This is a genomic window from Rossellomorea sp. ABR4_012 (genome assembly GCF_056159545.1).
This window is the reverse complement of sequence record NZ_JBSWVK010000001.1, coordinates 1130009-1144832: the sequence shown is the minus strand read 5'-3', so window position 1 is coordinate 1144832 and position 14824 is coordinate 1130009. Positions and strand designations below refer to the sequence as shown.

General features: G+C 43.6%; 14 protein-coding genes and 1 riboswitch. Of the genes, 1 reads left to right on the top strand and 13 read right to left on the bottom strand.

Features of this window, described 5'->3' with window-relative positions; all coding sequences use genetic code 11:
• Positions 1–134 precede the first annotated feature (134 nt).
• Complete coding sequence (gene lipA / locus ACXAFV_RS05560; protein WP_475125028.1) at positions 135–1055, bottom strand: lipoyl synthase; 921 nt, start codon at positions 1053–1055, stop codon at positions 135–137.
• A 232-nt stretch (positions 1056–1287) separates the two neighbouring features.
• Here lipA and ACXAFV_RS05555 point away from each other — a divergent pair, with 232 nt between their 5' ends.
• The gene (locus tag ACXAFV_RS05555) at positions 1288–2280 is read left to right on the top strand and encodes a M23 family metallopeptidase (protein WP_475126073.1); all 993 of its coding nucleotides are present in this window, start codon (positions 1288–1290) and stop codon (positions 2278–2280) included.
• A 109-nt stretch (positions 2281–2389) separates the two neighbouring features.
• Here ACXAFV_RS05555 and ACXAFV_RS05550 read toward each other — a convergent pair whose 3' ends face one another.
• From ACXAFV_RS05550 to ACXAFV_RS05495, 12 genes are all read right to left on the bottom strand, one after another.
• On the bottom strand, positions 2390–2497 hold the full coding sequence (locus ACXAFV_RS05550; protein WP_224876331.1) for a methionine/alanine import family NSS transporter small subunit: 108 nt from the start codon (positions 2495–2497) through the stop codon (positions 2390–2392).
• 1 nt (position 2498) lies between these two features.
• The gene (locus ACXAFV_RS05545) at positions 2499–4025 is read right to left on the bottom strand and encodes a sodium-dependent transporter (protein WP_475125026.1); all 1527 of its coding nucleotides are present in this window, start codon (positions 4023–4025) and stop codon (positions 2499–2501) included.
• A 230-nt stretch (positions 4026–4255) separates the two neighbouring features.
• The gene (locus tag ACXAFV_RS05540) at positions 4256–5731 is read right to left on the bottom strand and encodes a flavin monoamine oxidase family protein (RefSeq protein ID WP_475125025.1); all 1476 of its coding nucleotides are present in this window, start codon (positions 5729–5731) and stop codon (positions 4256–4258) included.
• Between the two features lie 171 nt (positions 5732–5902).
• Entirely contained in the window at positions 5903–7465 is a 1563-nt protein-coding gene (locus ACXAFV_RS05535; protein WP_475125023.1) for a Na+/H+ antiporter NhaC family protein, read from the bottom strand.
• A 114-nt stretch (positions 7466–7579) separates the two neighbouring features.
• A riboswitch (Lysine riboswitch) is annotated at positions 7580–7762 on the bottom strand.
• A gap of 422 nt (positions 7763–8184) precedes the next feature.
• Positions 8185–8949 carry a sporulation protein YunB gene (gene yunB / locus ACXAFV_RS05530; protein WP_475125022.1) on the bottom strand — a complete coding sequence of 255 codons (765 nt, stop codon included), beginning with the start codon at positions 8947–8949 and terminating at the stop codon, positions 8185–8187.
• Positions 8950–9007: 58 nt separating this feature from the next.
• On the bottom strand, positions 9008–10120 hold the full coding sequence (locus ACXAFV_RS05525) for an HD-GYP domain-containing protein (RefSeq protein ID WP_475125021.1): 1113 nt from the start codon (positions 10118–10120) through the stop codon (positions 9008–9010).
• A 178-nt stretch (positions 10121–10298) separates the two neighbouring features.
• Complete coding sequence (locus tag ACXAFV_RS05520; RefSeq protein WP_475125020.1) at positions 10299–10607, bottom strand: hypothetical protein; 309 nt, start codon at positions 10605–10607, stop codon at positions 10299–10301.
• Between the two features lie 93 nt (positions 10608–10700).
• On the bottom strand, positions 10701–10934 hold the full coding sequence (locus tag ACXAFV_RS05515; RefSeq protein WP_475125019.1) for a hypothetical protein: 234 nt from the start codon (positions 10932–10934) through the stop codon (positions 10701–10703).
• Positions 10935–11111: 177 nt separating this feature from the next.
• On the bottom strand, positions 11112–11414 hold the full coding sequence (locus ACXAFV_RS05510; protein ID WP_175990453.1) for a YunC family protein: 303 nt from the start codon (positions 11412–11414) through the stop codon (positions 11112–11114).
• A gap of 57 nt (positions 11415–11471) precedes the next feature.
• Positions 11472–12830 carry a bifunctional metallophosphatase/5'-nucleotidase gene (locus tag ACXAFV_RS05505; protein WP_475125018.1) on the bottom strand — a complete coding sequence of 453 codons (1359 nt, stop codon included), beginning with the start codon at positions 12828–12830 and terminating at the stop codon, positions 11472–11474.
• A gap of 25 nt (positions 12831–12855) precedes the next feature.
• Positions 12856–13680, bottom strand: coding sequence for a sulfite exporter TauE/SafE family protein (locus ACXAFV_RS05500; protein WP_475125016.1), 825 nt, complete (start codon positions 13678–13680; stop codon positions 12856–12858).
• A gap of 67 nt (positions 13681–13747) precedes the next feature.
• Complete coding sequence (locus ACXAFV_RS05495; RefSeq protein WP_475125014.1) at positions 13748–14599, bottom strand: DUF72 domain-containing protein; 852 nt, start codon at positions 14597–14599, stop codon at positions 13748–13750.
• Positions 14600–14824 lie beyond the last annotated feature (225 nt).

Below are 14824 nucleotides of genomic sequence, written 5' to 3'. Positions count from 1 at the left end.
TACGCAGCTAATCGTTTGTGAATGGTGGATAAGTCCAGCGGCTTGTCATCCCATAAACACCATCAACGTTTCAAAGAGTTTTTAAAAAAGGACTGACTACGAGAGACATCTCAAATAGTCAGTCCTTGCTACATTTATGCCTGCTGTTTCAGTTCTTTCTCTCCTGCTTCTTGCTTCGCTTTGGCAGCTGCGTTTACCTGCTCATCGGCATGATAAGAAGAACGCACAAGCGGTCCAGCTTCACAGTGGCTGAAGCCTTTTTCCATAGCCGCTTCACGAAGTTCGGCAAATTCATCCGGATGGTAGTATTTCTGCACCTTTAAGTGTTTCTTCGTTGGCTGCAGATATTGACCAAGGGTTACGATATCCACATTATTTGCACGTAGGTCATCGAATGTCTCAAGAATTTCTTCCTTGGTTTCCCCAAGTCCAACCATGATGCTTGATTTCGTCGGAATATCAGGATTCAGTTCTTTTGCCCGGCGCAGGAACTCGAGAGTACGGTCATATGTTGCACGCGCACGAACTCTTGGAGTCAATCGGCGGACCGTTTCAATATTGTAGTTCATGATATCCGGTTTTGCATCCATTAGTGTCTTGATGTTGTCAAACACTCCGCCCATATCGGAAGGCAGTACTTCAATGGATGTAAAAGGACTTTTGCGGCGGATGGCACGCACTGTTTCAGCAAATACCTGCGATCCGCCGTCTTTTAAATCATCACGTGCAACAGCCGTGATGACAACGTGCTTCAAGTTCATTAGTTGAACGGAATCGGCTACGCGTTCCGGCTCTTTCAGATCCAGTTCGTTCGGTAATCCTGTTTTAACTGCACAAAAACGGCAGGCACGAGTACAAATATCCCCTAGAATCATAAATGTTGCGGTTCTTCTTGTCCCCCAGCACTCGTGGATATTTGGACATTTTGCCTCTTCACAAACTGTGTGAAGGTTTTTTTCCCGCATCATTTTTTTTAAGCCCATATAGTTATCATTCGTATTCAGCTTGATCTTAAGCCAATCCGGTTTACGAACATATTCGTCTTTCTTCGTCATACCCCTCATCTCCAATCCCAACAATTTCTGATTTAGGCAAAGAGTGAAACGCTTACTGATCGTTCATTCTATGTAAATAAAGCCATCATCAATATACTTCTTTTGTCACTTTATCATACTAAAAAAATGAAAACAAGCATGTTACTCTTTTACCATTTATTGATGATTATGATTCCTGATAGCTCGTCACAAACTAAGGGCAGAACTATAAGTTGGAGGGATTGACTTGTATATACGATTAGTTCTGACACTTACCTTACTCCTTGTTCTTATATGTCCTGTCCAGACACAAGCAGAAGAGAAGTTGTCAGAGGAACAGATACACACGAAACGAATGGAGTTATTTCAAAAAAGTGAATCTCTTACTCATATTCCTTGGTATTATCTTGCAGCTGTGGATCAATACGAACGCAGCTTGCGCTTTGCGCGTAAAGATAGAGAAAAGCCCTCCTCATTGATTTCCATTTATATCGATCCAGAGAAATGGGCAGGCCCTTTAAATCCCAATATCCAAGACGAAAATCCGAAGACCATCACTCTATTTAACGGATTCGGAAGAGACGGGGATTTTGACGGTAAGGCAAATATCAAAAGTGATGAAGATATCCTGGCAGCCTTTACTGATTATATTTTACAGTACGGAATCGACCGTGATAATTTCAAATTGGCTTTATGGGATTACTACAAACGTGATAAGACTGTCAGTATCATTATGGGCAAAGCGAAGATCTACAAGCACTTCGGTACGATTCATCTGAATGACAAAGCATTCCCTCTCCCGCTCAGATTTAATTACAGCTACCGTAATACTTGGGGGGACGCACGCGGATGGGGCGGCCGGCGCATTCATGAAGGAACTGACCTATTTGCGGACTATGGTGTTCCCGTGAGAGCGACCTCCTACGGCATCATTGAAATGAAAGGCTGGAACCGCTATGGCGGGTGGAGAATCGGTATCAGGGATATTAATAACACCTATCATTACTTCGCACATTTAAGCGGGTTTTCGGAAAATCTGAAAGTCGGTCAAGTTGTTGAACCCGGGATGGTGATTGGGGGAGTAGGCAGCTCAGGGTACGGACCTCCCGGAACATCCGGTAAATTCCCTCCTCACCTCCATTACGGTATGTACAAAGACAACGGCTTGACAGAATGGTCCTTCGATCCCTATCCACATCTGCGGCAATGGGAACGGCAAGACCGTATCAAAAGCAAAAAACGATAACAGAAGGCCCGTCCCGCACCGCTTTAAAGCGATGCGGGACGGGCCTTTAATGGAGTAAAGAAAAACAGGCGATGGATGCTCCATCGCCTGCTTCTTCATACAGCTCATATTATGATGCTTTTTTTGATTTGGACACTGCATTAGTGATACTTGCTGCAAGGCCTCCCCAAATGATGACGACACCGACAACTAACATAATGATTGCACTACCGCTCATGTCAGCTTACCTCCTTATAGCTTTCAGCTTCTGTTTTGGAATGCCAGCGTTTGAAGGTTAATGCCACTCCGACAATTATAGCAAAGGCTGCTACGAACCAGCCGCTGTAAAGGACAAAGGCATCTGAGTATCCTCCATAGTTCCCTGTTTCCGTCTCGAATTCTTTAAGAAGGTTCATCTTGAATAATCCAAACATCATCCATCCGAGCACAACCGGTGTGATGACACCAAGGCAAACCTTCCACCAGCCGCCAAGCTGGATGTCTGAGATACCGTTTGAATGATCACGGAACGTATTGATCTTACGCAAGAACCATGCCACTACGATTACTTCCACTAATCCGATGAACGCTACACCGAATTGGTTGATGAAGTAGTCGGCAACATCAAGGAATAATAATCCGCCCTGCGTTGCGAACAGAAGTGAAATGACTGCAGAAAGCCCTCCACCGAATGCTACTGCCTTTGTACGGGAAATGCCGAATTTCTCTTTAATCGCCGCTACATAAGTTTCTGAAATCGAGATAAGTGATGATAATCCCGCCAGTACAAGTGAAGCGAAGAACAAGAATCCGAACAGACCATTCAGAGCAGGGAATTCATTGATGATTTGCGGGAAGACAACGAATGCCAAGCCAACTCCCCCGCTTACTACTTCCTGAACCCCGACTCCCTGTGTTTGAGCCATGAATCCAAGTGCCGCGAATACACCGATACCGGCAAGAAGCTCAAATCCAGAGTTACTGAATCCTGTGATGAATGCGTTGTTCGTGATATCCGATTTCTTCGGAAGATAACTTGAGTACGTGATCATGATCGCAAATGCAATCGATAAACTGAAGAAGATCTGTCCGTATGCAGCGACCCATACACCTGGATCTGCAATCTTACTGAAATCCGGTTTGAAGAATGCATCCAGTCCATCAAGTGCCCCTGGTAACGTTAAAGCGCGAACCACAATGATCAGGAATAAAATAACAAGTGCAGGAATAAAGATCTTGTTCGCTACTTCGATACCTTTCTTTACACCTTTAAAGAGGATGCCAAGTGTAATGACCCAAACGATGACAAGCGGGATGAAAACTCCGCCGACAATGCTTCCGGTCTGCCCAGGATCTACGGAAAGCTTCAGATACTCACCGAATAAGAATCCTTCTGTATCGTCTCCCCAGCCTTTGTTGAAAGCGAATACACTGTAAGCCATCGCCCATGCTATGATGACGGCATAATAGGTGGAAATGACAAATGCCACGAGTACCTGCCACCATCCAAGCCATTCTGTCTTTTTATTCATGCGGAAATAAGATAATGGTGCAGAGCCGCGGTACTTATGTCCTATCGTGAATTCCAATACCAGTAATGGAATACCGGCAGTCAAAAGAGCAAAAAGATAAGGTATAAAGAATGCTCCTCCACCATTTTCATACGCTACCGCCGGAAAACGCCAAATGTTTCCCAACCCGATAGCAGACCCTACTGCAGCCAGGATAAATCCTGCACGTGTTCCAAACTGGGCACGTTTTTCCATGTTGGTTCCCCCCAATGTTTCCAACTACCAATTAAAAGGTAATTGAAATTTTTATATTTTCAGATTATTTAATCTAAAGTCAGTATAGCTAGTTCTAGGACAATTGTCAAAGCAAAATTTTCTATTTTCGAGACAATATCTACTTTTATAGTTCGATTTGCCCTCTATCAGAGAATTAGATGGAAAATAATCACTTTTAATCCCATTTACTAGTAAATTTTACTTTGTGTTTATCTATGATGGACTTCATAGGCCGTCCGGATTCCTGATTCTACGGCCCCTTCTATCCATCCGTGGAAGGAGGAAGTATGTTCTCCCGCAAAATGGAGCCTTCCTTCCGGTTTCCGGGTAATCTCATCAAAATTTTTCTGCTGCTGCGGGGTAAAGAGTGTAAAACATCCCGCAGAGTAAGGGTTTTGACTCCAATTGAACCAAACTGCCTTCAAAAATTCCGTATATACGATGTTTCCATATATCTTTGCTAAATCCTTCAGCACGAGTCGAACCAAACCTTCATTCGATAAGCTATTCCATAATACGGCATCGCTTCCCCAGCTGTAACTTGCCAGCAATATCCCCGGACCATCAGAACCAATCCCGTGGCTTGGAATGTAAGTGAATTTTAACGGCAGGTCACTGGTTATATTGCCATACCCCATCTTCTCCCAGAACTTGCTTTTAAACTCGATTCCGATCTTCACTGCCTGGACATTATTCACTTCTCTAATTGCCTGCCATTTTTTAAATGAAACTGAATCATATGGAACAATGTCGACGAATTGAAGGACAGTGAACGGCATGGTTACGATGGCATAGTCCCCCGTATATCGGTATATCTTCCCTGTAACCGGGTTTACAGTACGTACTGATACGCCATGATCTTCCTGGATGATTTTCTCCACTCTGCGATTTAGCTTGATTTCTTTTTGAAGCTCGCTGATGAAGGAACGGGGAAGTTGATCATTTCCACCTGTTATTTCATAAAACTTTATTTTTTCACTGAATATCGGGTAAATGATGTCCGTTATTATATCTATGAAAGAGAAGTTAGGGAAGCCTTCAATCCCCAGCATGACAGCAATTTTCCGCACTGCGTTCTCTGAAAGTGATTTCCCATACGGATTGGCAAGTAAATAATCGCCCATGGAGTAAGTGGAAAATTTCTGCTTCAACTCATCCTTCTGTTCTTGAGTGCTGGCGGAATACACATCAAAGAAAGGCCGGGTCGCCTCAAGGAAAAGCTCAGTTGCGCTCTTTCCTTTTTCTTCTCCTTCAAGAGGGAAGCCCAATATATCCGGATTTCTTCTATACTCCTTTTTCGAGACCAGGACATTGTTTACAAATAACATATCCTGAGGGGTGGAATTCAAGAAGCGATTAACAGGGAGATTAAATCTATTGATGTATTCGAATACAAGCTCATGATTTTCAGGGATCCTCATCGCCCCAAAATCAAGGTAATTTCCGTACGTAAATGGTTCTCGTACCGTATAGACCCTGCCGCCTATCCGATCATTCCCTTCTAAAACGATCACTTTATGACCAGCTCTTTTAAGCAGGGATGCCGCAACCAGCCCAGACATCCCCGCTCCTAATATCAATACACGTTTTGGGTCCGACTCAGTTTCCGGCAGCCCGTTTCTTACAATGGATAATAAGTCTTGGGGATAGTGCAAGTCATCATAACCAATCACCTTTACCTTCACGTCAACTCACCTCTCTCCTCCTATAGATATGAGAAAATGGGGACTGGTAGAAGCATGTCTAATGACTTATCTTCTATTTAATGGAAGATTTAGTCAACATGTGCTTCTAAGCCCTGGAGCTGGACAACAAAAAAACCAGAAGCAAATCTGCCTCTGGTTTTTGGAGTGCACTTATTGTGAAACTGTTGTATCTGAACTCTTTCCTTTTATAAATCCAAGAGCCGCGACCAGCACGATGACTACGAGTAATCCAAGCAGGGTGCTTCCGGTGAATCCTAATACGAGGTAACCGATCGAAGCTGCCACTGCGCCGATGAGTGCATACGGAATCTGCGTGAGTACGTGGTCGATATGATTGCTTCCGGCTCCGGTTGAAGACAGGATCGTAGTATCGGAAATTGGTGAACAATGGTCTCCAAGGACCGCACCTGCTAAAACAGCTGCCATTGCAGGAAGTAAGACACTTACATCGGTTGCTGCTGCGATTTCTCCCGCAATCGGAAGCAGGATTCCGAATGATCCCCAGGAAGTCCCTGTAGAGAATGCCATGACGCCGGCCACCAAGAATAGCAGCACAGGCAGGATCTCAACTGGCATGTTCGATTTTTCAACCAATCCAGCTAAATACGTTCCTGTTTGAAGCTCATCGATCAGAGTGACGATCGCCCATGCAAAGATAAGGATGTAAACAGCAGGAAGCATGGATTTGATTCCTTCGACAACTGCTGTTCCAGCTGCGCTTCCTCCAACTCCCTTCAAGCTGACTTGGCGGAAGAAAAGAATAAATGCAATTGCCAATGCGAATAAACTTCCATATAATAATGATTTTGTAACATCTGTATTTTCAAATACAGGGAGGATATCAAACGAACCAACTGCCTTATATCCCGTCCATAGCATCATACCGACTGTTCCGACAACCAGGGCGATGATCGGCCATGCCAGATCACCGACCGAACCTTTAGAGCTTACAGGCAGGTCGTTCTTAAGTTCACCCGGGATATCTTTATTCGGGTCATAAAGATTTCCAGTCGAAATCGCTCTTTCTTCATGTTCCTTCATTTTCCCGAAATCAAATCCTCTGTAAGCAACGATCAACACTAATAGTAGAGCTGCCCATACATAGAGGTTCATTGGGATCATTTGTATGAATGCTGAGAAAGCTGTGTATTCAGTGATGCTGTGTGCGGCAAGAATCGATCCGATGATACCGATGATATATGCTCCCCAGCTTGATACCGGTGAAACCACACAGACCGGAGCCGATGTCGAGTCAATGATATAAGCGAGTTTCGCACGTGAGATTTTGTGGCGGTCCGTAATCGGTCTAGCAACCTGTCCGACCGCAAGCGCATTGAAATAATCATCAATGAAGATAATGATACCTAAAACAGCCGCCAATAATTGCGCGCCTCTTCTTGTCTTCACCCGTTTCATTGCCCATTCACCGAATGCTCGGCTTCCGCCTGAAATGTTAACGAAAGCTGTGATGACTCCAAGAATCAATAGGAATAAAATGATGTACACATTCCAGGTATTCAATGCACCGTCGGAGACGAAAATGCCCTTGACGGCTTCCCATATCTTACTGAATGTGCCTGTGATTGAGAAATCTGTGATAAGAAGTGCTGAAGCGATGATCCCTACACCCAGCGAAAGCAGTACGCGTCTCGTCAAGATAACCATCAGAATGGCTAAAAGGGGCGGGATGATTGAATAAATCGTGTTTTCCATAATGTCCTCCTCCTATTTGATAGGGGGGAACCTCATAGCATGACAGAGGAATAAAAAAAGGCAATGATAGAGGATCCTATCATTACCTTTAATAAGTAATGTAAGTGCTCCATCACGATCTGTAGCTCCCCATCATAGAGTATCCCCTATAATGACAGTGTTACCCTTTTTCAAGATAACCCCAGCAAATATACTTTTGACAAGTATATCAGCTTCGGCAAAGGTTCCCTTTCATCTGTTCTCTCAGTTGTCATCCTCAAACAGCTTACTCTTGAACCCTGCACCTCTACCCCATCGGATTGATGATGTGGTTATAATATTAAAATTTCCTTTTTAAATATATCAAACTATCATTATTTTGACAACTTTTTATTCGGGATGGGGGATGGGCAGGTTTTTCCATCCGTGATTACCGCAATTGATTTCCTTGCAAGACTTCGCTTTCCGCTGGCAGTTGGTGAGCCTTTTTGGTCGTATAGATTTGAGGGGTTCCATCTGTCCAGCTGCAGGTTAGAGGCACATGTCATAACCCAAACCGACCAAGAAGGCAAAGAGCGCGTTCATGGCCGATTCGTCTTATGCCACCCGCCTCTCTTCAAAGCCCTTCCGCTTTTCTGTTAGGAGTCTTCGTCTTGCACTCCAATCAATTGATGGAACCTGCTGAAATCTTCAGATCATTTATTAGCAAAAAAGTAAACATTGAAATCAGAAAACCTAAATCAGTTCGTCGGGATTTCAATCGATGGTGATGCACCGTCGCCGCTGTTATTGAAAAACTGAGGAACATCTAGATGAACAGTATCCATAGCGATTAATACATCCTGTTTGATGGTTTCTGTTTTGGTTGCAAATGGGATGATGATTTGGACATTTACGGTCAGGGTCACATAGACCTTGACGAGAGCATTGTTTATCCCGAACTCTTCTACCGTATGTTTGATGTCCGAACGCACGTCCCCGATAGAATGGAACCTGATCGGAACTTTAGGTCCCAAGTTCCCGAGTAAGGCATTGTTTGTAGCCTGACCAAGAGGAACGGAATAAACGATTCCTTCATCCGCCTTTGTTCCTTCCTCGTCTATTTCAATGTCGGTGATGTATTCCAGATTTTCGATATTTCCTTTTTCAGCTTCCTTTAAATATAATTGTACTAAATTAGTGATTTCTCCCTGAACGCGGTTGATGTTCTGTGTATTGAAACTGAGAGAGACCACCTCCCCTTCTGCATTTTTTACTTCTTCTGTTATCTCCTCTAACTCAATGGATCCGGCCACTTTTTTGTTGATCGCTTTATTGATGACCATCGTACCGATTCTGCTCGTTTGCGTTTCTGCATAGGCAAGCAGGGTTGGCTTCAAACCCAGGTTTACGATCCAAAGACCCGCTCCTGTGGAAAAGATAAAGAAAACGATGGTAATGATCATCACGTGGCGAAAAGGCAGCGGTCCTCCTCTTCGGGGTTTGTGTGTTTTAAACTTTGACAAAAAAATCCCCCCTTACAAGCTATTCTTATGCTCTTTAAGGAGGGTTTAACGCAAAAATTTATTTTATTTTAGTGGCTGCTGGTTCATAATCGGCATCAAAACCGACGATGACCTTATCAAGCTCGTTCCGCAAGTCCAATTCATAAGGAGAATAAAGCTCTTCCCCTTTTTCTTCAATCACCCGAATGACTGGCCTGTCCGTCAGACCTTTATTCTGACCAGTGACAATCCCTTTTTTTCCGTCGTTCAATTCAACAACCATCCCGTTCGGATAAATCGCGACGGATCTCCTGAACGCTTCGATGACATTCATGTCAAATAAGGAACCCGACCCTGCGTAAAGGATTTCGAGCGCTTCATGAGGAAGCATGGCTTTACGATACACGCGATTGGATGTCATCGCATCGAAGACGTCTGCGACTGCAATAATTTTAGCAAAAGGATGTATATCATCCCCTTTTAGTCCCCGGGGATATCCTGATCCGTCTAATCTTTCATGATGCTGATATGCGCAATGAGCCACCAGCAGAGATACAGACTGAAGTTTTCTAAGAATATCAAAGCCGTGCTCGGTATGTTTCTTGACTTCAAGGAATTCTTCTTCTGTAAGTCTTCCTGGTTTCATAAGAATGTCTTCAGAAACCAGCATCTTACCAACATCATGAAGAATCGCCCCTATTCCGAGCTCTTCCAGCTGTTTTGGGGAAAGATTCAGTTCAATCCCGATCGAAAGAGTATATAAAGTTACATTGAATGAATGATGAAATACGTAAGAATCATATGTAAAGACGTCAGTCAGAACGGTCAGCAGCTCGTCATTTGCCTTTACTTCCTTTAAGACAACATCGATAATTTGCTTTAATTGTTTAGCACTGTCCTCTAATACAACTAAATTCTGAGGCATCTTTGCTTCATTGATCCGGCTGAACACATTTTCAATACCCGCAACCGCTTCATGCCTTACTTTGCTCGGTACAGACTCAGTCACTTTAATACCGTCAGACAGAGAATCTTCAATATAGACATACTGAATATTAAGTTCCTGCAACCGGTAAATCATCCGTTCCGTGATCGCAACATTTTGCTGGATCAGCGCATGACCCCTTACATTATATACAGTTGTCGCCATAACCATTCCCGGCCTCAAAGCCCTAGTTGATATCAGCCTCATAGAATTCTCCTATGTAATTCTTTCATTTTTCGACATATTTTACTAGTACCTCCATTATAATGGATAAAAAGGCCGATGCAAGCTGAATTTAAGCAAAACATAGTAAATATTCATGAAAGAATATTAAGCGGATGTAAAGGTGGGGCATGTCTATGCAGGTTGAAGGGGATTTTTAGAATTAGTTATTCAGTACCCACGCTTCCTTCAATGTCTCTGAGGCAATGTAGTCTACATTCAGCATGTCAGCAGTCTTTTCTTTCAATTCTGTCCCTTCTTTCTCAGAGAACGTACTTTTATCCAGAATGGTATCATAAAAATCAGTGATGTCCTTCTTCAAGTGAGCGGATTCCTTATTTGCTGCACCCGTATTCACTAATTGCTTTAACCTATCAAAAGTCAGTCCATATCTCTCATTCTCGTATCCGAATAATTCGACCATTGCATTGTGAAACTTCAAGCTATGTAAATAATCTCTTTCTTCAACCAAGAATTTGCTTACTGTCAGAGTCTCGGTTATAAGCATCTTTGTTCTGAATGTAAAATATAAAATTTTATAGAGCTTTAACACTTCAAGCGACAGTTAAGCATCGTGAATGACTTCATCTAGGTCGTCAAGAACCACGAATTCACTGATATCGTGGCTGACATTGAAAAGTGATTTTTTATAAAACATCACGGCATGTAAGCGCTGATGCTGAAATATCATTTCAGGACCCGCCCCAGCTACACGGGAACGTTTAGTATAAGGTTTAACAGCTTTGCGCTGGGTCCTTGTCAATGGGTACATCATTTGAATCCCAATTTTATCATGCATATTTACACCTCTATATAGAACTAGTTTCCCTCATTCTACCGAAGAAAGGACGTGTCTTCTATACATAGTGTAAAATTTCATCACTACCGCAAATCAAGGCTTAAAGCATGGGTTGCAATGATCCAATATAAAAAAGCTTCCATGCACATGGCATAGAAGCAATCATCCCATCAAGGTTTACAGCATTTTCAATAATGCATCGCGACCGATCATACCCGGACTTATTCCACGGTTTTCCGCTTCAATCGTCACCGATTCAAGGGGAGCATCCAGAAGCTGGTCGATCGTTTTGACTCCCACGGCTCTGCCAGCAATGATTCCTCTGTCACTTAATTTTTCATTGAGTAAAGCAACATCCAGTGCCCCGCACATGATATATCCCTTATCGCTCGTCACGACGAGCAGGTTAGTTTTCGGTAACGCAACAGAAATAGCTAAAAAGGTATGTCCTTGAATGGTAATCGGAGAAAGATTCATCATTCTGCATCACTCCTCTCAACTCATATGTATGATAAGAGCGGAAGAACGGTGAAACATTTACTGACCTAATTTCCAGGCAAGGATATCCCTTAGGAACTCCGGCATAAAGTATTTCTTCTCCAGCCTCTGTAGATCAGGAAAGAAGTGTCCAAATGTGAACATATCAGGGATTGCAAGCTTATAGATTTTTTTGGGGTTTAACGGCTCCCCTTTGATATACATGCTTTGTTTATCTTCTTCGAAAGCAATATCGGTATACACAAACTCACCCATGATTTTCCCCCTGAAGCCGAGCCCTTTCAGCTGCAGATGCGGCCATTCTTCATTAAACGTCTGTTTGATGATTTCCTTAAGTTCTGCCCCTGAAAGCTCGATCAGACAAGGGTTGATAGGGTGAGGAAGGATGCGGTGAAGGTCATGCTTGGTTACCGGACCTTCATTCAGCCCTTCTATGAGAAGGCCCGCATTCAGGAATGAACAATCCGCCTTGCACCATTCTTTCAAGGCATCACTCAAAAGCTGGGGAAGCGGTGATTCTTTGAACCAATCTGCCGATAATGGTCCCGGCAGATTCGTAACCTCTGTCCTAAGCAGGTTTTCCCCTTCCTTAAACCACTCGAGCTTCTCTTCTTCTTCTTGAGATGAGTGAGGCAGATCGTCATGTGCATACAGCTGCGCTTTTTTTGAGAGCACTTCTTTCCTATCCGGATCCACTTCAATCATCATATGACCGACATAATTCCCGAACTTACCTGCCGCCCCAAGCATGACGCCGTTTATTTCTTTTCCCTCATGTAAAATATGATGGGTATGCGCACCCAGGATCACGTCTATTTCCGGGAAGGACCCGGCAATGAGTTCATCATCCCTAATCCCCAAGTGGGATAAGAGCACCAATACATCCGCTTCGCTTTTCAGCTGTTCCACCTGCTCTTTCAGTTCATCCAGCGGAGGGGTGATATTCCAGCCAAGCGCTCTGTAAAAAGGAAAGAAATAAGCGGTCAAACCAAGCACCGCAACCTTCAATCCTGATTTTGTTTCATAGATATGATGAGTTTTGATCCAGTCCGGAACCTTCTTCTCCCTGTTTAACAAGTTGCCTACAATGACCTGGAATTCAGCATCTTGATACAAAGTATCCAAGTCCCCATAATCAAGGGTGATGCCCTCGTTATTCCCGATCGTCACAGCGTCGTATCCGGCTTCATTTAATAAACCGACATTTCCTTTGCCCAAAGTAGCTTCCGTATAAGGGTGCCAGCGGTCGACGTGATCACCGATATCGAAGAGGAATACATCTTCTCCCTCATTGATATGCCACGCTTTTCTTTTTTGCAGAAAATCCCGTATTCTCGACCAATGCTCAAAATGACTATGAAGGTCGTTTGTATGATAGATATGAATAAATTCTTTCATTGTATGCTCACTCTCCCGATGGAGGTTATCCCGTTATGCTTTGATAAATCAATCGAATTCCTATTAAGATCAGTATAATGCGCAGCACGCTCACCAGTGCTTTCGATTCCAGCTTTGTATTTAAATATGATCCCAATTTAGCCCCGAACCATGCTCCAGGAATCAGAGCCAGCGCATACAGCCATTTAACGTTACCTAATGCCACATGTGTCCCGGAACTCACCAGCGCGGACAGAAAGACCATGAACATCGAAGTCGCTACCGCTACATGAGGCGGAAACAGGAAAATCAGAATCATCGCAGGCACCATCAGCGATCCGCCGCCGATGCCAAACAGCCCTGACGTGAACCCCACCACTAGCGCAATCAATGCCCCTATAAGGGGCGGATAGCCATATTGAAAGGTTTCCCCGCTCGGATCGGTGAATTCCCTTTGAAAGGATGCCGTCTTAAATTTTTCAATAGGCTTCAGCTTATTACGGACCATCAGGATGATCGCCATGATGATCATGAAAATCCCAAAATAAAGATTGAAGTCTTCCATATTCAAATATTTATTTACCCAGGCACCGATGATCGATCCAGGCCCGGCACCCGCAAAGAAAATGAATCCACTTTTATAATCGACGGTCTTATGCTTTAAATAAGCGAGTGTCGATGACAATCCGGTGAAGATCATGACCATCAATGAAGTACCGACAGCCGTTTGAGGTGTTATGTTTTCAAGCCATGCTGTATATGTACCAAAATAAATCAATGCGGGAACCACGATGACCCCGCCGCCGAGGCCGACAAGAGAGCCGACTGTTCCTGCAAATAAACCAATGCAAATCAATACGATCCATTCCACTAACTTTCATCTCCAGTTCTAATTGACAAAAACGTTTCTCCATGTGAGAGTCATCTCTCAAATCATTCTATTCCTGGAATAAATCCAGCTGCTTCGGTGCAAGACCTTTATATTCAACCCCGAGCATATCAATCAGCTGTTTGGCATTGTCCGCTGCGTCCCCGCCCGAATTGTTATTAAAAAGGACATACACATCCTTGGATTGCTGGTGAAGCTTATGAATATGAGGAATCCACTCTTTTAATTCTGCTTCATTATACCGATACAAATACCGGACTTCACGCCATTCATCCCCGCTGCCGGTTTTGTTCCAGCCATGAACGTTACGGCCATGGAAACGGATCAAGGTCGCCTCTTCATGGGTGGCTTCCAATACTCTCGGTATCGACCCATCCCCTGCCTGGGGTTCATCACACACACTGTGGATCCAGTCCTGTTCCTTCATGAAAGTGAGTGTCTTGTCTTTATATGGAGGACTGTACCAGCTTTGATGGCGAAACTCGAGTGCTAACGGCAAATCGTTTAACTGCTCCTTACAGTACCTGATATAGGCGACATTGTCACGCGAGCAATCAAACCATGGCGGAAACTGTAAAAGCACCATCGCAAGCTTATCAGCTTTCAGATATGGCACAAGAGATTCCTTAAAAGCACTGAACATCACTTCTTTCGTTTCAAAAGGAATGTCACCGCGCTGGTGTCCAGTCATGCCCTGATAGGCCTTCACAATAAATTTAAAATCCTCAGGGGTATCCTTCACCCATTTCTCAGCATTTCGAACCGGCTGCACAGCATAAAAGCTCGCATCGACCTCCACAACCGGAAAATGCGCACCATATTCTTTCAGCTTGTCCCGCGGAGAAACATTCTCATAAAGAGAATCATGATCTCCCCAACCTGTGACTCCTACATAGATCATCCGTATTCACCTTCTTTATTAATGATGAACTTCTTTTGGTTTGGTTTTCATTTTATCATAAGAGGTGTTCGGAGTCGTAGTGATTGGTATTTTTATTAGCTGGTAGTGGATAGTATAGGGTTTTACAGATCATTTTAAGGAGATGGAGAATGTTGATGGCTCTCATGATTTTTTAATAATATTGAATGCTGTTCAGGTTAATCTCCTCAACTTTTATTTGTTCTT